Genomic DNA, 21,474 nt, shown 5'->3' with positions numbered 1-21,474 from the left:
TTCGTTCATGAAACCAATTTACATACTTTCACTTATTGCTGTTTACTTTTTTGTGCTTTTACTTATCGCCTATTTAACTGGAAAAAACGACAGTAACGAAACTTTTTTTAAAGCAAATAAAAAATCACCTTGGTATGTAGTTGCCTTTGGAATGATTGGCGCATCGCTTTCTGGCGTAACTTTTATATCAGTTCCAGGCTGGATTCAAAGTTCACAATTTAGTTATATGCAAATTGTATTTGGATATTTATTTGGCTATTTAGTAATTGCTTATGTTTTAATACCTATTTATTACAAATTACAAGTAACATCTATTTACGAGTTTTTAAAACAACGATTTGGAACAAAAACACATAAAACAGGTGCTTTTTTCTTTTTCATTTCCAGAGTTTTAGGCGCTTCATTTAGGTTATTTTTAGTAGCGTCTGTATTACAATATTTTATTTTTGACGCTTGGAATGTGCCTTTTGAAATTACTGTAGTTCTGTCAATTTTATTAATATGGATTTATACTTTTAAAGGCGGTATTAAAACTATTGTTTGGACAGACACGCTTCAAACCTTGTTTATGTTAATTGCGGTTTTTGCAACTATTTCTATTATTTTAAACCAATTAGATTGGTCTGTATCGCAACTATTTTCTTCGGAAGAATTTAAAAATTATAGCCAAATATTATTTTTTGATGATTTTAACGATAAAAAATTCTTTCTAAAATCGTTTCTTGGCGGAATGTTTATTGCTATTGCAATGACAGGATTAGACCAAGATATGATGCAAAAAAATCTAACCTGTAAAAACACAAAAGAAGCACAATGGAATGTAGTTTCATTAGGCTTTGTTTTAATTGTTGTAAATTTTGTATTTTTAATTTTAGGAGCCTTACTTTTTATTTATGCCGAAAAATTTGGCATACAAATTCCTTTAGTAGATGGCAAACCAAAAACAGATTTGCTTTTTCCTGAAATAGCGTTAAATGGCGGTTTAGGTATCTCAATTGGAATTGTATTTATTTTAGGGTTAATTGCAGCGGCATACTCAAGCGCTGATAGTGCTTTAACTTCATTAACAACCTCTTATTGTATTGATTTTTTAGATATTGAAAAAAGAGAAAAATCAACACAAAAAAGCATTCGAAAAAAAGCACATATTGGTATTTCAATTGTACTAGTAATTGTAATTGTAATTTTTAAATATGTACTGCAAGACAACGTAATTAGCAGTTTATTACAAGTTGCATCTTATACATACGGACCACTTTTAGGATTATTTGCTTTCGGAATTTTTACAAAAATAGCCATTAAAGACCAATTTGTTTGGATAATTGCAATACTTTCAGTTATTGCAACCTATTTTTTAAACCTATATTCAAAAGAATTATTTAACGGCTATATTTTTGGTTATGAACTGTTAATTGTAAACGGATTATTTACCTTTTTAGGATTATTAACCATTAGAAAACAAATTGATAAATAAAATTCAAAACAATTTAATGGTACCAAAGATTTTTTAAATTTGCCCTATGGAGAATGATTTAAGCAACTACCGTAAAGTTTATCAGAAAAGTGAACTTTCAAAAAATGAAATTTCTGACAATCCTCTTGAATTATTTCAAAAATGGTTTTATGAATTAGAAGAGTTTGGTGGAGATATTGAAGCCAACGCTATGACAATTTCAACCATTGGAACAGATGGATTTCCTAAAAGTCGTGTTGTTTTACTAAAAAAATATACGTGGGAAGGCTTTATTTTTTACACCAATTACAATAGTGAAAAAGGAAAAGCAATAGCAAAAAACCCAAATGTTTGCTTGTCCTTCTTTTGGCATACACTTGAACGTCAAATAATTATTAAAGGTGTTGCTGAAAAAATTTCAGAAAACTTATCAGACGGGTATTTTGAATCACGCCCAGACGGAAGTAAACTAGGAGCTTGGGCTTCAAATCAAAGTGAAATTGTAGATTCTAGAAATTATTTAGACGAGCGATTACAAACTTTTGAAGAAAAATTTAAAGATTCAGAAATTACCAGACCTAAACATTGGGGTGGCTACATTGTAAAACCTCAAACTATAGAATTTTGGCAAGGAAGACCAAACAGAATGCACGACAGAATACGATTTACCCTACAAGAAGATTATGATTGGAAGATAGACCGTCTTGCTCCATAATTTTTTTTATATTTGAAAACACCAACTAAAAATATATGAAAACACTTTATATTGTTAGACACGCCAAATCTTCTTGGGAATATGAAGGTATTAAAGATATTGACAGACCATTAAAGCAGCGCGGTATTAATGATGCTTATTTAATTTCAAATGTATTAAATAAAAAAATTGCTACTCCTGATGTTTTCATTTCAAGCTGTGCTAACAGAGCATTGCATACAGCTATGATTTTTAGTTATAGTTTTAATTATCCATTAGCAAACTTAAAACTAAGCAAATCACTTTATAATTTTAGTGATGGTTATTTAATTAAAACCGTAAAAGCTTTAGATGACAGTTTTGATTCTGCCATTATTTTTAGCCACGATCACGGTATTAGTGATTTTGTAAATAAATTTGGAAGTATACAAGTTGAACACGTACCAACTTGTGGTGTTATTGGGCTTAAATTTGAAACTAGTCATTGGAAAAACATAAAAAATGGAACAACAATTATAACCGAATTTCCAAAACATTATAAATAGTCTTATTTTGAAAATTGAAAAACTTGCTGGAATTGATATAGGATCAAATGCAATTAGGTTGTTGGTCTCAAATGTTATTACAAATAAAAAAAACGACAAACCTAGTTTTAAAAAATCTGCACTGGTTCGTGTACCCATTCGTTTAGGAGCTGACTCTTTTATTAAAGGAGAAATTTCTGAAGAGAATAAAAATAGAATGGTTAAAGCAATGGAGGCTTTTAAACTTTTAATGGAAGTTCACGGAGTTACCAATTACTACGCTTGTGCAACCTCTGCAATGAGAGATGCTTCAAATGGTGAAGAAGTCGCAAAAGAAATTCTAGAAAAAACATCCATCAAAATAAATATTATTGATGGTAAAAAAGAAGCTGCTATAATATTTTCTACCGACTTAAGTGAAATTATTGAAAAAGATAAATCATATTTATATGTTGATGTTGGTGGTGGAAGCACAGAATTCACAGTGTTTTCAAAAGGAAAAATCATCAATTCAAAATCATTTAAATTAGGAACTGTACGTTTATTAAACTACAGTAAAAAAGATTCTCAAGAAATATGGGATGAAATTGAAACTTGGATAAAGCACAATACAAAAAAATTAAAGAAACTATCTTTAATAGGTTCCGGAGGAAATATTAATAAAATATATAAACTTTCTGGAAAACCTATAGGAAAACCGTTATCATTAATTTTTATGAAAGCACATTATGAGTTCCTAAAACAAATGACCTATGAAGAACGTATTTCTGAATTAGATTTAAATCCTGATAGAGCCGATGTAATTGTACCCGCAACAAGCATATACTTAAATGCAATGCTTTGGAGCGGAGCAAAAAAAATATTTGTACCTAAAATTGGACTGGCTGACGGAATAATTAAAAGCCTGTATAACAACAATATATAGATTAAATAAAATATTCCTTAATATTTTTATTATATTTACTAAAAAAATTGTGACCTACTCCCCCAACATAGTGTCATAGTATTGTATAGTATTAAACATTATTAATCAACTATTATAAATTTTAACAATCAAATTAACATTATGAAAAAACTATTATTTTCAATTTCGCTACTTATGTTTGGAGCTAGCGCAATTGCACAAGATTTACCAGACAATCCAGAGCCTGGAAAATGTTACGTTAGATGTAAAACTCCTGATGTATGGAAAAACGAAGACGTAACTATTGAAACAAAAGCTGCTTACAACAAAATTGTTACACACCCAGCTGAGTACAAAACAGAAACAGAAAGAGTATTAGTAAAAGAAGCTAGTACTAAATTAGTTATTGTTCCTGCTGTTTATGAAGAACAAGATGTTGTAGTTGTTGTAAAAGAAGCAAGTCATAAATTAGAAATTATACCAGGATCTTTAGGTTCTGAAACTATTTCTTATGTCGCAAAAGAAGATGCTTCTGAATTAAAAGTAATTCCTGCAACTTTTAAACCAGACGCAGTTACTACTGAAATTAAGCCTGCTTCTGCTGTTTGGCAAATGAGCGATAAAGCTCCTGACTGTGAATCTAGTGATCCTAACGACTGTAGATACTGGTGTTACAAACCAATTCCTGCTGAATACGTAACAACTAATCAAACAAAATTAGATGTTGATGCACATACTGAAAGAAGTGAAGTTCCTGGTTTTGAAAAATCATACAAAAAGACGGTAGTTGCTCAAAAGCCTACTACACGTACAATTGAAATTCCTGAAGTAACAAAAGTTGTTAAGAAAACAGTAATGACAACTCCACCTTCAACAAAAGTTATTGATATTCCTGCTGAGTATGCTACAATTTCAAAAGTTGTTTTAGTAAAAGATGCTTGGGAAGAAACAGTTAATGTTCCTGCAGAGTACACTAACGTAACTAAAGAAGTATTGGTAACAAAAGGAGGATTAACATCTTGGAAAGAAGTAGACTGTACGTTAACTGAAAACAGTATTTTACCAATTAACTGGAACTTAGCAAGTGCAACATTAACTCCTGAAGCTAAAAGCATTATTGATACACGTTTATTACCTGTATTAAAAACTGGTGTTGCTGTAGTTATTGAATCACATACTGATTCTAGAGGTACAAAAGAAAGCAACCAAGACTTATCTGAAAGAAGAGCATTAGCTGTAACTAACTATTTAATTTCTAAAGGAATTAACTCAAGCCAGTTAACAGGAAATGGTTTTGGAGAAACTCGTTTAACAAACAGATGTGCTGACGGTGTATCTTGTACTGAAAGAGAACACAGACAAAACAGAAGAACAACTTTTAGAGTTGTAAATCAATAATCTATAACTAATATAGATCTAAAAAAACCCGCTTTATGCGGGTTTTTTTTATATTATTTTTTTACAATTTCCTCAAGAAAACTAAAATGATAACTTGGATCTCTCATAAAATTATAACTTTTTTTCCTTCCTATTTCTTTACCCTTACTATTAACAACAACAATTGTTGGGTAAGAACTCACTTTATATTTTGAACCAAGTTTTAAATTATCTGCTCTTTGAGTTTCAGAAACCAAATCTTTATTTCTAGGATTATCGGCTTCGTACAAAATAAAATCTTGTTCAGCTATATTTTTAAATTGCTCTGTCTCAAAAAAATCTTCAACTAACATTTTACAAGGTCCGCACCAATCAGATCCTGTAAAAAATATTAATAGATTTTTATTTTTCTTTTTAGCTAATTTTTCAGCTTTTGAGAAACTTTTTTCCCAATTCACACTGTGTTTTAATTTAACACTATCTTGTGCATTTACAAAAACAATTGAACTAACTATAAACAAACAACTTAAAACTATTTTTTTCATTCTAAAAATTTTAATTGAACACAGCTAAAATAATGCCAAATTAACTTTTCACAAATTCTTCAACTAACTTACCTACAACCTTTTCAGCAATTTTAGCAACTTTTTGCACTTCTTCATGAGAAACAGATTCAACAATTCCCTCTACACCTAAATCAGTAATTACAGAAATTCCAAAACAGGTCATTCCCATATGTTTTGCAACAATCACTTCAGGCACAGTAGACATTCCAACAGTGTCAGCTCCTAAAATTTTAACCATTTTATACTCTGCAGGCGTTTCAAAAGTTGGTCCTTGTAGTGCTAAATAAATTCCTTTATGAATTTTTACATCTAATTTAGCTGCAACATCTTCCATTTTTGAAATCATTTTTTTACAATAAGGCTCATGCATATCTACAAAACGAGGTCCAAAACGTTCATCATTTTTACCACGTAAAGGGTGCTCAGGAATCATATTAATATGATCTGTGATAAGCATAATATCTCCAACTTTAAAATTGGCATTTACACCACCTGATGCATTTGAAACAATTAATTGTTCAACACCTAAATATTTCATTACCCTAACAGGAAAAACAGTTTGCTCCATTGTCCAACCTTCGTAATAATGAAAGCGCCCACGCATAGCAATAACTTTTTTATTTCCTATAGTTCCAAATATTAATTCTCCTGAATGTCCTTCAACAGTAGACACTGGAAAGTTTGGAATATCATCATATGAAATTGAAATTTCAATATCAATTTTCTCAACTAAATTCCCCAATCCTGTTCCTAAAATTATTCCGTAATCTGGTGTAGAAATTCCTTTCTCTTGAAGAAATTTAACGGTGTCCTGTACTTTGTTCCACATAATTATTTATTATAGTATCAAAACTACTTTTATGATTTATAAATGATGTTTTTATTGAAATGTAATACACATTCTTTAACCTGCCAAAGATACGAACATAATCCTTTTCAGTTGTTAAAACAATCTTGTTTTTTGACTGAATAGCGTTATAAGCTTGGTTTATATTTAAAATATCTTTCTCTTTAAAACTGTAATGATCTGGAAAATTTAAATGCTTAAATTTTATTTGTTGCTCACTTAAAAAATTGGTTAAAGGCAACGGATTTGCAATTCCGGTTATTAATAAAATTTTAGCAGTTCTTAAATCCTCCAATTCCATTTCATGACTACCTTTCAGCGTTTCATCGTAACTAATAGTGGTAAAAAATACGGGTTGATTAGTACGAGGTTTTAATTTAGATGAAATTTTAATTTGCTGCTGTTTTGAAAGATTTTCAGGACATTTAGTTACAATTATGGCTTGTGCCCTTTTTGCACCTAATTTAGACTCTCTTAAATTTCCTGTTGGTAACATACAGTCATCAACATATAAATTATGATATGAAGTCAATAAAATATTAAATCCACCTTTTACTTTTCTATGCTGAAATGCATCGTCTAATAAAATAATATCTGGAGGCGAAGTTAATTTTTCTAATTGTTCAATTCCATTTCTTCTATTGGCTTCTACACAAACAATTATATTCTTAAATTTTTGATAATATTGAAAAGGTTCATCACCAATACTTTCAGCAGTAGCGTATTCATCAGCCAACACAAAACCTTCACTTTTACGTTTGTAACCTCTACTTAAAACAGCAATTTTGTAGTTGTTTTGCAACAAACGAATTAAATATTCAATTTGCGGTGTTTTTCCTGTTCCTCCAACACTTAAATTACCAACAACAATAGTTGGTGTAGTATATTCAGTAGATTTTAAAACATTTATATGAAACAAAAAATTACGTACACTCGTAATAAAACCGTACAACAACGAAAATGGATATGCTATTTTTCTTAAAAAATTCACTAAAAGCGAAAATACGAAACTAATTACTAAATTTCTATTTAAATGCTCTAACTTTCTATTGTAAAATTTATCTTTGTATAAACTACTTAAATAATAGTATGAAAATAAAAGATATTACTTCCTGCATTGAAGAAATTGCTCCGTTAAGCTATGCTGAAGGATTTGATAATGTTGGTTTATTAGTTGGAAATTACAATACAAATGTAACCGGTGTTTTAGTCACACTAGACACATTAGAAAATATTGTAGATGAAGCCATTGAAAAAAATTGCAATTTAATTGTAAGTTTCCATCCAATTATTTTTTCAGGTTTAAAAAAATTAAATGGTAATAATTATGTAGAACGTGTAGTTTTAAAAGCCATTAAAAATGACATTGCAATTTACGCAATGCATACAGCCTTAGACAATTCATTTCAAGGTGTAAATGCCAAAATATGTGATGTTTTAGGGCTAAAAAATAAACAAATTCTTATTCCGAAAAAAAATACCATTAAAAAACTAACTACCTATGCACCTATTGAAAATGCCAAAAAAGTAAGAACGGCACTTTTTAAAGCTGGCGCAGGAAATATAGGGAATTATGATTTTTGCAGTTTTAATACCGAAGGATTTGGTACTTACCGAGGGAATGAAAGTTCTAATCCTGCAATTGGAGAAAAAGGAAAATTACATACTGAAAAAGAAACTTTTATTAGTGTAATTTATGAAAAACACCTAGAGCGAAACATATTATCCGCACTTTTTAACGCACATACCTACGAAGAAGTTGCCTATGATATTGTTACATTAGAGAATATTCACCAAGAAATTGGGATGGGAATGATAGGTGAATTACCTCAAGAAAAATCGGCTACAGAGTTTTTAAACTTTGTAAAAAACACGATGCAAGCCAAAGGAATTCGTCATTCAAAAATTTTAGACAAACCTATTAAAAAAGTAGCTGTTTTAGGTGGTTCGGGCAGTTTTGCCATTGACAATGCAATAGCAAAAGGAGCCGATATGTATATTACTTCAGATATTAAATACCACGAATTTTATAAAGCTGAAGACAAACTTATAATAGCTGATATAGGGCATTATGAAAGTGAACAATTCACAAAAAATCTTTTAGTGGAGATTCTTACGAAAAAATTTCATAATTTTGCAATCATTTTATCACAAAGAAACACAAATCCAATATATTACTTATAATATGGCTAAAAAGAAAGAAGTTACGGTTGAAGAGAAGTTAAGAGCACTTTACGACTTACAATTAATTGATTCAAGAGTTGATGAAATTAAAAGTGTAAGAGGTGAATTACCTTTAGAAATTGAAGATTTAGAAGATGAAATTGTAGGTTTAAACAAAAGACTAGCAAATTTAGATGACGATTTGGCTAATTTAAAAAACGAAATTACTGGAAAAAAAGCAGTAATTGAAGAAGCTAAATCATTGGTGAAAAAATATGCTGAACAACAAAAAAACGTTCGTAACAATAGAGAGTTCAACTCAATAGCTAAAGAAACTGAATACCAAGAGCTTGAAATTGAATTGGCTGAAAAAAGAATTAAAGAATTTAAAGCCAAAATTGAGCAAAAAAACGTTGTAATTAATAGTACAAAAGAAAATATTGAAAAACACAACGATCTTTTAAAACATAAGATTGCTGAGTTAGATGATATTATGGGTGATACTGCAAAAGAAGAAGCCTTATTAATTGCTAAGTCTGCTGAATATTCTGAATCAATTGATGATCATTTATTAAAAGCTTACAATAGAATTAGATCTAGTGTAAAAAACGGATTGGCTGTAGTATCTATTGAAAGAGGTGCTTCTGGAGGTTCATTCTTTACTATTCCACCACAAAGACAAGTTGAAATTGCAAGTAGAAGAAAAATTATTACTGATGAACACAGTGGTAGAATTTTAGTTGATGGTGCTTTAGCTGAAGAAGAAAGAGAAAAAATTGACAAATTATTAAGTTAATTGTATCAAAATATATTGTAAAAAAGGCTTCCAAATATTGGAAGCCTTTTTTATTTTTTAGTAGCTCTAATTGAAAACAACAAAGGAATCATTCTTTGAGCTTCTTTTAACACATACATTCCATCATTAGTTTTATCCATTTCAGGAAAACAATTGTAAGGTGATTTTTCAAACTCGTGTAAAAACTCAATTTCTAAACCAGCATTTATCAAAGAATTTACCACTTCACCTAAACCGTGATTCCAACCATATTCCTTACTTGTTATGTTTGCTTCGCTATTTGCATATGTTCCTTGGTATTCTTCATAAATAACTTCGCTCTTTAAATAAGGATATGTTAATTTTGGTGGTGTTTGTAAAAAATCAAACATCCAAACAATTGGATGAAACTCAATTATATAAAAAACACCTCCTTTTTTTAATTTACTGGCTATAATTTCACCCCAAGTTTTTAAATCGGGTAGCCAACCAATAACACCGTAAGAAGTAAAAACAATATCAAACTGGCCTTCAACATTTTTTGGAACATCATACAAGTTACTTTCAATAAATGTAGCATCTAATTTTAGTTCGTTATTTAATTTTTGGGCTTCTTTAATTCCTTCATTAGACAAATCAATACCTGTACAAGTAGCACCTAACCTACTCCAACTTAAAGTATCTTGTCCAAAATGACATTGCAAATGCAATAATGATTTCCCCTTTACATCTCCAACTTCATCTAATTCATAGGTATTTAAAGAACTTTTTCCTTTTAAAAAACTTGCAACATCATAAAAATCAGATTTTGCATGAATGTTAACTTTTTTATTCCAAGTTTCTTTATTGGTTTCAAAATATTTTTTGTGTTTGCTATCCATACTAATTTCCTTTAATCTTATAAAAATAATAAAATTAAACACAACCAAAATATTGGAATTGCTTCTACCCAAAAACTCGCGTAAAATGTTGATTTATGTACATTTGAAAACCATAAAAACAACAAGGTAATTATTGCAATTATAACAGTAGTTGATACATTATTTTTTTGAACGAACCCCAACAGTACAAAAATTACAATTAATATTGTTCCCAAAATTTTAGTGTATTTTACCCCAAGCACTTGAGGAATTGTACGCAACTGTTTTGAGTCTAATTGCAAATCTCTAATATCAAAAGGAAGTGTAATGGCAATTAAAAATAATACACGTTGCACAAACTCAATACACACGCTTGTATTAAACACAAATCCTTTTTCATATAAAGGAAAAAATACTGTTACTCCTGCCCAGGCAAAAGCAATACTAAAAATTTTAATCCCTGGAAAATTACGAAATGAAACCTCAATATTTCTTTTCTTAAAAATAGGAACCACATAAAAAACAGTCATAAATGCGAAAGGAAGTAAAATCAAAAGCGATTCAACATTTAAGGATGTAAAAAATAGCACATACCCAATTCCAAAAAGCGAAAAAATAGTAACAGCTATTAAATTATTTTTATGATTCAAAAACCAAGCTTTAAATCTGCCCAACTTTTCTGTTTTTATTTCATAAAACCGAATAAAGTTATAAGATGTAATTATTGAAAAGGCAACAAATAACGGAGAAAAAGAAGCAGTACAACCAAATTTAATCAACGTTATTTTGGTTAAACAAAATCCAGCTAAAGCTACATGAATGTTACTAAAAATGTAGAAATCAAAAATTTTCTTCAATAATTGCATTCCACAAATGTAATATTTGAATATTCAATAAAATAATGGTTAACAAAATATTATAATTAGTAATTAAAATAGCAATTAACTATTTGCTTTTTAATTATTTTTGCGTACCATAAATTTTATACACTAATTACAAAAAATGAGAACAGACTCTTTTGTTTTAAGACACGTAGGACCACGTGAAAATGGCGTTAAGGAAATGATTAAAACTATTGGAGTTTCTTCAATAGACGAATTAATTGATAAAACAATTCCTGCGGATATTAGATTAGAAAACGATTTAAACTTACCAAAAGAATTAAGCGAATTTGAATATGCTAGCCATATTTTAGAACTATCTAATAAAAATAAACTATTTAAAAATTATATTGGCTTAGGTTATCACCCAACAATTCTTCCTGGTGTAATTCAACGTAATATTTTAGAAAATCCGGGTTGGTATACTGCCTACACACCTTACCAAGCAGAAATTGCTCAAGGTCGTTTAGAAGCATTGTTAAATTACCAAACTATGGTTTCTGAATTAACAGGAATGGAGTTGGCAAATGCATCATTATTAGATGAAGGTACCGCTGCAGCTGAAGCTATGATTATGTTGTTTAACACACGATCAAGAGCTCAAAAGAAAGTAAAAGCTGTACAATTTTTTGTTTCTGAAGAAATACTTCCACAAACTATTGATATTTTAAAAACAAGAGCACTTCCTTTAGGTATTGAATTGATTTTTGGAGATCATTTAAAGTTTGAATTTTCAGCAGAAGTTTATGGTGCAATTTTACAATACCCTTCCAAAAACGGTCAAGTACATAACTATAAAAGTTTTGTTGAAAAAGCGGCTGCTGTTGAAGCAAGAGTTGCTGTAGCTGCAGATTTATTAAGCTTAACATTATTAATACCTCCTGGTGAATGGGGCGCTGATGTTGTTGTTGGAACTACACAACGTTTTGGAATTCCAATGGGTTACGGAGGTCCGCATGCAGCTTATTTTGCAACAAAAGAAGCTTACAAGCGTAATATTCCGGGTAGAATAATAGGAATTACTAAAGACAAAGATGGAAACCGCGCTTTACGTATGGCTTTGCAAACACGTGAACAACATATTAAGCGTGAAAAAGCAACTTCAAATATTTGTACTGCACAAGTTTTATTAGCTGTTATGGCTGGTATGTACGGTGTTTATCACGGTCCAAAAGGATTGACATACATTGCTGAAAATATTCAAAATTTAACATCTACTTTAAATAGCGGACTTATAAAATTAGGTTTAACACAGTTAAACTGCACGTATTTTGACACCTTAACTATTGAAGTTACCAACACCTTAAAAGTAAAAGAAATAGCAGAAAACAAAGGTGTAAATTTCTTTTACCCAAGTGTAAATCAAGTTAGTATTTCAATCAATCAAACCACAACATTTGATGATGTTAATGAAATACTTTCAATTTTAGCTGAAGCTGAAGGAAAGGAAACAGTTGTTTTATCTGAAATTGTTAAAGGTGAACTTCCTGCAGAACTAAAACGCACCTCTAATTTTATGAGTAATGAAGTTTTTGACAAATACCATTCAGAAACTGAAATGATGCGCTATATCAAAAAATTAGAACGTAAAGATTTATCATTAAATCACTCTATGATTTCATTAGGTTCTTGTACTATGAAATTAAATGCGGCTTCAGAAATGTTGCCTTTAAGTTCTCCAAACTGGGGAAATATGCATCCATTTGTTCCGGTTGAACAAGCGCAAGGATATCAAGATGTTTTTGTTGGTTTAGAAAGTGCTTTAAACGAAATAACTGGTTTTTATGCCACATCATTACAACCAAACTCTGGTGCGCAAGGTGAATATGCTGGTTTAATGGTGATTAAAGCATATCACGAATCTAAAGGAGATTATCATAGAAATATTTGTTTGATACCTGCCTCTGCGCACGGAACAAATCCTGCTTCAGCAGTAATGGCAGGAATGAAAGTTGTGGTGACAAAATCTACTTCAGAAGGAAACATTGATGTTGATGATTTAAGAGAAAAAGCTGAATTACACAAAGATAATTTAGCTGCTTTAATGGTTACTTACCCTTCTACACACGGTGTATTTGAAAGTACTATAAAAGAAATTACAGAAATTATTCACGAACGTGGCGGACAAGTTTATATGGACGGTGCAAATATGAATGCACAAGTTGGCTTAACAAATCCTGCAACAATTGGCGCAGATGTTTGCCATTTAAACTTACATAAAACATTTGCAATTCCACACGGTGGTGGTGGACCAGGTGTTGGCCCTATTTGTGTTGTAAAACATTTAGCACCATTTTTACCTTCAAACCCAATAATACCAACAGGTGGAGAAACTCCAATTACAGCAATTTCATCAGCTCCTTGGGGATCAGCTTTGGTATTGTTAATTTCATACAGTTATATTAAAATGCTAGGCGCGCAAGGGCTAAAAGAATCAACCATAAAAGCTATTTTAAACGCCAATTATATTAAAGCCCGTTTGGAAAAATCATACGATATTTTATACACAGGTGAAAACGGATTTGCAGCACATGAAATGATTGTAGATTTTAGAGCTTTTAAAGCCAATGGTGTTGAAGTTACAGACGTTGCAAAACGATTAATGGATTACGGATACCACGCTCCTACAGTGTCATTTCCTGTTGCAGGAACCTTAATGATTGAACCTACTGAAAGTGAAAACAAAGAAGAATTAGATCGTTTTTGTGACGCTTTAATAAGCATTAAAAGTGAAATAGACGCTATGAAAAATGGCGACTTAAATACGGCTTTAAAAAATGCACCTCATACTGAAGAAATGTTAACTGCAGATAATTGGGAACTACCATATTCTCGTCAACATGCAGCGTTTCCATTACCGTACATAAAAGAAAACAAATTTTGGCCTTCAGTTAGAAGAGTTGATGATGCTTTTGGTGATAGAAATTTAAATTGCTCTTGCAATCCTATTGAAGATTACATGGATTAATATAGCGCTAAAAACATTTATACACACTTAAAAAGTCCCGATTCTAATCGGGATTTTTTGTTTTATAAAAAAAATGAAAACCATATTTTATAATTTCCTCATTTTAAAGTAGTTTTTAATTAAATTACTTCAATAAAAGTATTTTATTTTTAAGAATAACACCCCTAAATAGCTTTACAGTAAAAAATATTTACCATAATTTTTATACTTCTTAGTAAAGTCGTATTTTTGCACTTCGAAATAATCTATTATTACACTAAATAAATGAAAAAATTCACAAAACAAACTTATATCAATTGGTATAAAGACATGCTTTTCTGGAGAAAGTTTGAGGACAAATTAGCTGCCCTTTACATTCAACAAAAAGTAAGAGGTTTTCTACATTTGTACAATGGTCAAGAAGCTGTACTTGCTGGTGCATTGCACGCAATGGGCGAAAATGATAAAATGATTACAGCATACCGTAATCACGTTCAACCAATTGGCTTAGGAGTTGATCCAAAAAGAATTATGGCCGAATTGTTAGGAAAAGTAACAGGAACATCTAAAGGTATGGGTGGTTCTATGCACATTTTTTCTCCTGAACATAATTTTTATGGAGGACACGGAATTGTTGGAGGACAAATTCCATTAGGTGCTGGTTTGGCTTTTGCTGATAAGTATTTTAATAGAGACGGTGTTACTTTAACCTATTTTGGTGATGGTGCTGCTCGTCAAGGTTCTTTACACGAAACTTTTAACATGGCAATCAACTGGAAATTACCAGTTGTATTTATTTGTGAAAACAATGGATATGCAATGGGAACTTCAGTAGAAAGAACTGCAAATCACGATGAAATTTGGAAATTAGGTTTAGGATATGAAATGCCTTGTGGACCAGTTGACGGAATGAATCCAATGAAAGTTGCTGAAGCAATGCACGAAGCTATTGAACGTGCACGTAGAGGTGACGGACCAACATTATTAGACATTAAAACCTATAGATATAGAGGACACTCTATGAGTGATGCTCAAAAATATAGAACCAAAGATGAAGTTGATGAATACAAAAAAATCGACCCTATTACGCAAGTTTTAGATATCATCTATAAGAAAAAATATGCCACTGAAGATCAAGTAAAAGAGTGGGATGCGGAAGTAAAAGCAAAAGTATTAGAATGTCAAAAATTTGCTGAAGAATCTCCATTCCCAGAACCTCAGCAATTATATGATATGGTATACGAACAAGAAGATTATCCTTTTTTAAAACATAGATAAAAATGGCAGAAATAATTACAATGCCCCGTTTAAGTGATACAATGACTGAAGGGGTTGTAGCAGAATGGTTAAAAAAAGTAGGTGATAAAGTTGAAGAAGGAGACATTCTAGCTCAAATTGAAACAGACAAAGCAACCATGGAATTTGAATCTTTTAACGAAGGATACTTATTACATATTGGTTTAGAAGTTGGTCAAACAGCACCAGTAGATAGTTTAATTGCTATTATTGGTGAAGAAGGTGAAGATATTACGGCAATATTAGCTGGTGGTGGTGCTGCCGCTGCTTCTGCAAGTGAAGAAGCAACGACAGTTGCTGCAGAAGAAGCTGCTGCTCCTGTAGAGGAAGCCCCAGCTGCAGAAGCTTACGTAGTTCCTGACAACGTTTCTATTGTTACAATGCCACGTTTAAGTGATACAATGACAGATGGAACTGTTGCTTCTTGGTTAAAAAAAGTTGGTGATGTAGTTGCTGAAGGAGATATCCTTGCAGAAATTGAAACTGACAAAGCAACAATGGAATTTGAATCTTTTAACGAAGGAACATTATTATATGTTGGTTTGCAAGAAGGTGAAAATGCACCTGTTGATTCTTTATTAGCCATTATTGGTGAAGCAGGAACTGATGTAACTGCTGTAGTAGCTGGATTTGGTTCTGCCGCGCCAACTACTGCTGAAGCACCTAAAAAAGCTGAAGCACCAGCATCTGCTCCAGTAAAAGAAGCTCCTAAAGCTACAACAACTGCTAGCACAACTGCAACTGCTACAAAAAAAGTAAGTGCAATTAACTCTGAGAACGGACGTATTATAGCTTCTCCTCTAGCCAAAGCTTTAGCTGAAGAAAAAGGTATTAACCTTGCAAAAGTTATAGGTACTGGTGAAGGTGGTAGAATTGTAAAAATAGATATTGAAAACTACAATCCTGTTGTTGAAGCCGCTCCTGCAGCTGCAACTGTAGTTGCTGCTCCTGTTGGAGAAATTAGCAAAACTGAGGTAAAGAATTCTCAAATGCGTAAAGCAATTGTGAAAGCTCTTGACAACTCGCAAACTACAGCTGTAAACTTTACAGTAACAATGGATATTGACATGGACAATGCCATTGCTTCAAGAAAAGTTATAAACGCAATTCCTGATACAAAAATTTCATTTAATGATTTAGTTGTAAAGGCTTGTGCTATGGCTTTAAAATCGCACCCACAAATTAATACAGAGTGGACAAGCGAACAAACTATTTACAACAACCACATCTCAATTGGTGTTGCTGTTGCTATAGAAGATGGATTAGTAGTTCCTGTAATTCCTTTTACTGACACAAAGAGTTTAACTCAAATTGGTGCTGAAGTAAAAGAATTAGCTATTAAAGCGAAAAACAAAAAGTTAACTCCAGATGAAATGTCTGGTTCTACATTTACAGTTTCAAACTTAGGTATGTTTGGTGTAGATCACTTTACATCAATTATTAACCAACCAAACTCTGCTATCTTATCAGTTGGTGGAATTAAGCAAAAACCAGTTGTTAAAAACGGAGAAATTGCTGTTGGAAATGTAATGACATTAACTTTAGCTTGTGACCATAGAACTATTGATGGTGCCGTAGGTGCTGCGTTTATGAATACTCTAAAACAGTATATTGAAAACCCAGTAACTATGATTGCATAGTCTCAAATTACATATATTTAAAAACCCATTGTTTTCACAATGGGTTTTTTTATGTCTTTATTTTTAGAGTGTAAAATTTAACTAAAAGGTTTTTAAAACCAATAATTTTCAATTAATGGTGCGTTAAGGATTGCAGTGGCATCCTTTTTAATGAAACGCAGTAAATTAAAAAGATATAGCGGAAAGCCTGACCCAAAGGGTAACGCCCAATTTAAAACAAAAAAAAACCTTCATAAAATATATGAAGGCTTTTTAATATCTTAAACTAAAATATTACTTTTTAAATTTAGCATATTTAGTTTTGAACTTGTCAATACGTCCTGCAGTATCAATTAACTTAGTTTTACCTGTGTAAAAAGGATGAGAAGTTCTTGAAATCTCTAATTTCACTAAAGGATATTCAACACCGTCTACATCTAAAGTTTCTTTAGTATTTACTGTTGAACGAGTTAAAAATACATCATCATTTGACATATCTTTGAATGCTACCATTCTATAATTTTCTGGGTGTATACCTTTTTTCATTTTGAACTCGTTTTAATTCTATTTTTATTTTTAAGACTGCAAATTTAACCATATTTTTGAAACTTCAAACAAATAATTTAGTTTATTTACATAAAAATTTAAAAAAAGTAGTTTCAAATTATGTCATACAAATCATTTATAGGTTTTGCGTTCCTAATTTTTGTAATATCTTCATGTAAAAGTGAATACAAATTTATTTTAAACACTCCTAAAAGTGTGCAATCTAACCAAGAATTGACCATTTCTATTTCAGAAAAAGGAAACAAACCTATTGATTCTGTTCAATTCTCTATTGGTGGTAAAAAAATTAAAAGCAATAATCTTTCTGCAACTTTAAATGTTACTGATTATAAATTAGGAAAACACACCATTACGGCCATTATTTTTTATGAAAACAAAACAAAAAAAGAAACAAAACCTGTTTACATAATGGCAGATTCTGCACCAGAAATTTACACCTACAAAATAATAAATACATTTCCGCATGATAAAGGCGCTTACACTCAAGGTTTAGAGTTTTATAACGGATTTTTATACGAAGGAACTGGAAGAAAAGGACAATCGTCTATTAGAAAAGTGGAGTTAAAAACCGGTAAAATTGTACAGCAAAAAGACTTAAATGAAACCTATTTTGGAGAAGGTATAACAATTTTAAATGACAAAATTTACCAATTAACTTGGCAAAGTGGCATTGGCTTTGTTTACAATTTAACAACATTTGAAAAACAACAAGAGTTTAAATACACCAAGAGTAGAGAAGGTTGGGGATTAACAAATAATGGAGAGCAACTAATTAAAACAGATGGAACTGAGCGTATTTGGTTTTTAAATAAAGAAACTCTAATTGAAGAAAGCTATATTGAAGCTTACACAAACAAACAAAAAGTTGAAAAACTTAATGAGCTAGAATATATTAACGGTAAAATTTACGCAAATCGCTGGCAATTAAATTCAATTTTAATTATCAACCCTAAAACCGGTAAAATTGAAGGTGTAGCAAACTTAAACTCTTTGAAAGATTTAATTTCAAAAGAACAAATACTTGATGAAAGTGATGATGTTTTAAATGGTATTGCCTTTGACAAGGAAAAAAACAGACTTTTTGTAACCGGTAAACATTGGAATAAATTATACGAGATTGAATTAATTAAAAAATAAGGTTCTTTTAATTATATTTACAAAAAACTCAAAATGCGCTTTTTCTCAATTTTAATTGTTACGCTTATCTTTTTATCATCTTGCCGAAAAGATTTTAATGCCGATTTAAGTTCTGGAGAAGTTTCATTTTCAAAAGACACTGTTTATTTAGACACTGTTTTTACCAATATTGGATCTAGCACCTATAATTTAAAAGTATACAATAAAAGCAATAAAGACATTTCAATTCCGAGTATTGCTTTAGGAAAGGGACAAAACTCTTTTTACCGCTTAAATGTAGATGGACAAGCAGGAAAAACTTTTGAAAACACCGAGATTTTAGCAAAAGACAGCCTGTTTATATTTATTGAGACTACCATTGATTATAATGCAATTGTAAACCCAATTTACACGGATTCAATTGTTTTTAGTGGAGGCGGATATTTACAAGATGTGAAACTGGTTACGTTAGTGCAAGACGCTCATTTTTTATACCCTTCAAAAGATACCAACAATATAATTGAAACCATACATATTGGCACAGATTCTAATGGTGAAGATATTACTATTAACGGTTTTCAATTAGATGAGAATACTACGTTTACAAATGAAAAACCTTATGTTATTTATGGCTACTGCGAAGTACCTTCAGAAAAAACATTGACAGTTGAAGCTGGTGCTACCATTCATTTTCATTCAAATTCAGGATTAATAATAGCTAATAACGCTAGTTTGTTAATAAATGGCGAACTTAATAAAGAAGTGCTTATTGAAGGTGATCGTTTAGAACCTTCTTTTAGTGATATTCCAGGACAATGGGGCACCATTTGGCTACGCGCCGGAAGCAAGAATAATAGTATAAAAAATACAATTATTAAAAATGCTACGGCCGGAATAATTATAGACTCAATAAACACGCTCAATTCCCCTACCCTAACCATTAAAAACACACAAATTTACAACAGTACTAACTTTGGAATTTTAGGTAGAGAAACTAATATTAAAGGAGAAAATTTAGTAATTAATAACTCTGGGCAATCATCATTAGCTTGTACAATTGGCGGAACATACAATTTTACACACGCTACATTTACAAATTTTTGGAGTAATAGCCTGCGCCAATACCCAAGTGTGCTTATCAATAATTATTATTCATATATAGAAAATGGACAAGATTTTATTGAAACACGTAATTTATATGCTGCAAACTTTACAAACTGTATAATTGATGGAAGTAATAGCGTTGAACTTATTTTAAATAATGTTGAAGGATCAATTTTTAATTACTATTTTGCCAACAATCTTATAAAGTTTGATGACTACAACAACTCTTTTGAAGGAATTCCAGAATTTGACTTTGAAGATAGTAGTCATTATACAAACACTATTTTAAATGGTGAAGCTGACTTTAAATCTCCAGCAACAAACGAGCTTAGTATTGGAGAAAATTCTGAAGGTATTCAAAAGGCAAACATTTCAGGATCAACTCAAGTACCTTTTGATATTTTAGGTGTTTCTAGAACAATACCTGCAGACATTGGCGCTTACCAACATATTATTTTAGACAAATAACTTATGAAAAATATTATTATTACCGGAACAAGCCGAGGAATTGGTTTTGAATTGGCACAATTATTCGCTAAAAACAATTACAATGTTTTAGCATTATCAAGAAATGCTGAACCTTTAAAAAAAATAGCACTTCAAAACATTTCAACACTTGCAGTTGATTTATCTAATGATAATGATTTACAAAAAGTAACTTCGTTTGTTTCTAAAAACTGGAAATGTGTTGATATTGTAATTCACAATGCCGGAAAACTAATAAATAAACCATTTAGTCAATTAACAACTAATGATTTTTTAGATGTTTATAAAGTAAATGTTTTTGCAGTTGCAGAATTAACAAGGCAATTGCTACCTTATTTAAAAATTGGTAGTCACGTAGTAAATATTAGCAGTATTGGCGGAGTTCAAGGAAGTATGAAGTTTCCTGGTTTAGCGGCTTACAGCTCTTCAAAAGGTGCATTATTAACACTTACTGAAATGCTTGCTGAAGAATATAAAGAAGAAGGAATTTCATTTAATGCATTAGCTTTAGGAGCTGTGCAAACTGAGATGCTTGAAGAAGCCTTCCCTGGCTACAAAGCTCCGGTTTCATCAAAAGAAGTGGCCGATTATATTTATAATTTTGCCCTTACCGGAAACAAATTTTACAACGGAAAAATTTTAGAAGTTTCTTCAACCACACCATAATTTATGTCTGAATCACTTTCAACATATATCCCAAAAAACTCTATACAACTAGTTTTAAATATACTTCTAGAGCATCCTATTCCAATAAAAATAGTTAATAAAAGAGCTACAAAACACGGGGATTTTAAAATAATGAAAAATGGAAAAGCTCAAATTACCATTAACAATAGCTTAAATGAATACCAATTTTTATTAACACTTATTCACGAAATAGCTCATTTTACAACGTTTAAAAAACATAAAGGTGTAAAACCTCACGGAATTGAATGGAAACAAAATTTTCAACATTTAATGTTGCCTTTTTTACAACCTTCAATTTTTCCACAGCAACTTTTACCCTATTTAGCCAACTATTTAAAAAACCCAAAAGCAAGTACAGGGTCTGATGTGCAATTAACATATCAATTAAAACAATACAGCTCAACATCAAATACTACTATTATTTTTGAAATAGCTCAAGGTAGCTTATTCACCTACAATAATAAAACCTACAAAAAAGGAAATACACGTAGAACACGTATTGAATGTGTTGAAATTAATAGTAAAAAAACATATTTATTTAACCAAAACGCTGAAGTTCTTCTAGTTCAATAAATTAAAGAAAATGTTTATCTTGTAAGCAACATTTA

At 30.9% G+C, this 21,474-nt stretch carries 20 protein-coding genes; 14 read left to right on the top strand and 6 right to left on the bottom strand.

All coding sequences use genetic code 11. The features are described from left to right. The first annotated feature begins 7 nt into the window (after nucleotides 1-7). The 5 genes from ACFQ5N_RS12060 to ACFQ5N_RS12040 all read left to right on the top strand — a co-directional run bounded on the left by ACFQ5N_RS12060 (nucleotide 8) and on the right by ACFQ5N_RS12040 (nucleotide 4,973). Complete coding sequence (locus tag ACFQ5N_RS12060) at nucleotides 8-1,474, top strand: sodium:solute symporter (protein ID WP_386809834.1); 1,467 nt, start codon at nucleotides 8-10, stop codon at nucleotides 1,472-1,474. A gap of 46 nt (nucleotides 1,475-1,520) precedes the next feature. Next, nucleotides 1,521-2,168: a pyridoxamine 5'-phosphate oxidase gene (gene pdxH, locus ACFQ5N_RS12055; RefSeq protein ID WP_386809833.1), complete on the top strand. Its 648-nt coding sequence runs from the start codon at nucleotides 1,521-1,523 to the stop codon at nucleotides 2,166-2,168. 35 nt (nucleotides 2,169-2,203) lie between these two features. Beyond that, nucleotides 2,204-2,692, top strand: coding sequence for a SixA phosphatase family protein (locus ACFQ5N_RS12050; RefSeq protein WP_386809832.1), 489 nt, complete (start codon nucleotides 2,204-2,206; stop codon nucleotides 2,690-2,692). Nucleotides 2,693-2,696: 4 nt separating this feature from the next. Continuing rightward, entirely contained in the window at nucleotides 2,697-3,596 is a 900-nt protein-coding gene (locus ACFQ5N_RS12045; RefSeq protein ID WP_386809932.1) for a Ppx/GppA phosphatase family protein, read from the top strand. 141 nt (nucleotides 3,597-3,737) lie between these two features. After that, complete coding sequence (locus ACFQ5N_RS12040) at nucleotides 3,738-4,973, top strand: OmpA family protein (RefSeq protein WP_386809831.1); 1,236 nt, start codon at nucleotides 3,738-3,740, stop codon at nucleotides 4,971-4,973. A gap of 53 nt (nucleotides 4,974-5,026) precedes the next feature. Here ACFQ5N_RS12040 and ACFQ5N_RS12035 read toward each other — a convergent pair whose 3' ends face one another. Genes ACFQ5N_RS12035 through lpxK form a run of 3 tightly spaced genes read right to left on the bottom strand, consistent with a single transcriptional unit; the run spans nucleotide 5,027 to nucleotide 7,356 of the window. Next, on the bottom strand, nucleotides 5,027-5,497 hold the full coding sequence (locus tag ACFQ5N_RS12035; RefSeq protein WP_386809830.1) for a thioredoxin family protein: 471 nt from the start codon (nucleotides 5,495-5,497) through the stop codon (nucleotides 5,027-5,029). A 40-nt stretch (nucleotides 5,498-5,537) separates the two neighbouring features. After that, a complete protein-coding gene (locus ACFQ5N_RS12030; protein ID WP_386809829.1) occupies nucleotides 5,538-6,347 on the bottom strand; it encodes a purine-nucleoside phosphorylase in 810 nt (269 codons plus the stop codon). Then, the gene (gene lpxK, locus ACFQ5N_RS12025; protein WP_386809828.1) at nucleotides 6,319-7,356 is read right to left on the bottom strand and encodes a tetraacyldisaccharide 4'-kinase; all 1,038 of its coding nucleotides are present in this window, start codon (nucleotides 7,354-7,356) and stop codon (nucleotides 6,319-6,321) included. The genes ACFQ5N_RS12030 and lpxK overlap by 29 nt, the downstream gene beginning before the upstream one ends. Nucleotides 7,357-7,454: 98 nt before the next feature. Between lpxK and ACFQ5N_RS12020 the strand changes: the two genes are divergently transcribed. Next, on the top strand, nucleotides 7,455-8,549 hold the full coding sequence (locus tag ACFQ5N_RS12020) for a Nif3-like dinuclear metal center hexameric protein (RefSeq protein WP_386809826.1): 1,095 nt from the start codon (nucleotides 7,455-7,457) through the stop codon (nucleotides 8,547-8,549). A 1-nt stretch (nucleotide 8,550) separates the two neighbouring features. Then, a complete protein-coding gene (locus tag ACFQ5N_RS12015; protein ID WP_386809825.1) occupies nucleotides 8,551-9,324 on the top strand; it encodes a zinc ribbon domain-containing protein in 774 nt (257 codons plus the stop codon). Nucleotides 9,325-9,374: 50 nt separating this feature from the next. Here ACFQ5N_RS12015 and ACFQ5N_RS12010 read toward each other — a convergent pair whose 3' ends face one another. Beyond that, complete coding sequence (locus ACFQ5N_RS12010) at nucleotides 9,375-10,184, bottom strand: class I SAM-dependent methyltransferase (RefSeq protein WP_386809824.1); 810 nt, start codon at nucleotides 10,182-10,184, stop codon at nucleotides 9,375-9,377. Between the two features lie 17 nt (nucleotides 10,185-10,201). After that, entirely contained in the window at nucleotides 10,202-10,837 is a 636-nt protein-coding gene (locus ACFQ5N_RS12005) for a hypothetical protein (RefSeq protein WP_386809823.1), read from the bottom strand. Between the two features lie 328 nt (nucleotides 10,838-11,165). On the opposite strand from ACFQ5N_RS12005, the gene gcvP reads away from it, so the two are divergent. The 3 genes from gcvP (at nucleotide 11,166) to ACFQ5N_RS11990 (ending at nucleotide 16,927) form a co-directional block, all read left to right on the top strand. Beyond that, the gene (gene gcvP, locus ACFQ5N_RS12000) at nucleotides 11,166-14,012 is read left to right on the top strand and encodes an aminomethyl-transferring glycine dehydrogenase (RefSeq protein ID WP_386809822.1); all 2,847 of its coding nucleotides are present in this window, start codon (nucleotides 11,166-11,168) and stop codon (nucleotides 14,010-14,012) included. A gap of 264 nt (nucleotides 14,013-14,276) precedes the next feature. Further along, a complete protein-coding gene (gene pdhA, locus ACFQ5N_RS11995) occupies nucleotides 14,277-15,269 on the top strand; it encodes a pyruvate dehydrogenase (acetyl-transferring) E1 component subunit alpha (protein ID WP_386809820.1) in 993 nt (330 codons plus the stop codon). Between the two features lie 2 nt (nucleotides 15,270-15,271). Then, nucleotides 15,272-16,927, top strand: coding sequence for a 2-oxo acid dehydrogenase subunit E2 (locus tag ACFQ5N_RS11990; protein WP_386809818.1), 1,656 nt, complete (start codon nucleotides 15,272-15,274; stop codon nucleotides 16,925-16,927). 273 nt (nucleotides 16,928-17,200) lie between these two features. Here ACFQ5N_RS11990 and ACFQ5N_RS11985 read toward each other — a convergent pair whose 3' ends face one another. Then, nucleotides 17,201-17,452 carry a type B 50S ribosomal protein L31 gene (locus ACFQ5N_RS11985; RefSeq protein WP_089381437.1) on the bottom strand — a complete coding sequence of 84 codons (252 nt, stop codon included), beginning with the start codon at nucleotides 17,450-17,452 and terminating at the stop codon, nucleotides 17,201-17,203. A gap of 120 nt (nucleotides 17,453-17,572) precedes the next feature. Between ACFQ5N_RS11985 and ACFQ5N_RS11980 the strand changes: the two genes are divergently transcribed. Genes ACFQ5N_RS11980 through ACFQ5N_RS11965 form a run of 4 tightly spaced genes read left to right on the top strand, consistent with a single transcriptional unit; the run spans nucleotide 17,573 to nucleotide 21,439 of the window. Next, nucleotides 17,573-18,610 carry a glutaminyl-peptide cyclotransferase gene (locus tag ACFQ5N_RS11980; protein ID WP_386809815.1) on the top strand — a complete coding sequence of 346 codons (1,038 nt, stop codon included), beginning with the start codon at nucleotides 17,573-17,575 and terminating at the stop codon, nucleotides 18,608-18,610. 33 nt (nucleotides 18,611-18,643) lie between these two features. Then, on the top strand, nucleotides 18,644-20,161 hold the full coding sequence (locus ACFQ5N_RS11975) for a hypothetical protein (protein ID WP_386809813.1): 1,518 nt from the start codon (nucleotides 18,644-18,646) through the stop codon (nucleotides 20,159-20,161). A gap of 3 nt (nucleotides 20,162-20,164) precedes the next feature. Then, entirely contained in the window at nucleotides 20,165-20,845 is a 681-nt protein-coding gene (locus ACFQ5N_RS11970) for an SDR family NAD(P)-dependent oxidoreductase (RefSeq protein WP_386809811.1), read from the top strand. Between the two features lie 3 nt (nucleotides 20,846-20,848). After that, on the top strand, nucleotides 20,849-21,439 hold the full coding sequence (locus ACFQ5N_RS11965; RefSeq protein WP_386809808.1) for a SprT-like domain-containing protein: 591 nt from the start codon (nucleotides 20,849-20,851) through the stop codon (nucleotides 21,437-21,439). The last annotated feature ends 35 nt before the right edge of the window (nucleotides 21,440-21,474 follow it).

The organism is Lutibacter holmesii (genome assembly GCF_042679665.1).
GTDB classification, from domain to species: Bacteria; Bacteroidota; Bacteroidia; order Flavobacteriales; family Flavobacteriaceae; genus Lutibacter; species Lutibacter holmesii.
This window is presented reverse-complemented; position numbering and strand designations above follow the sequence as displayed.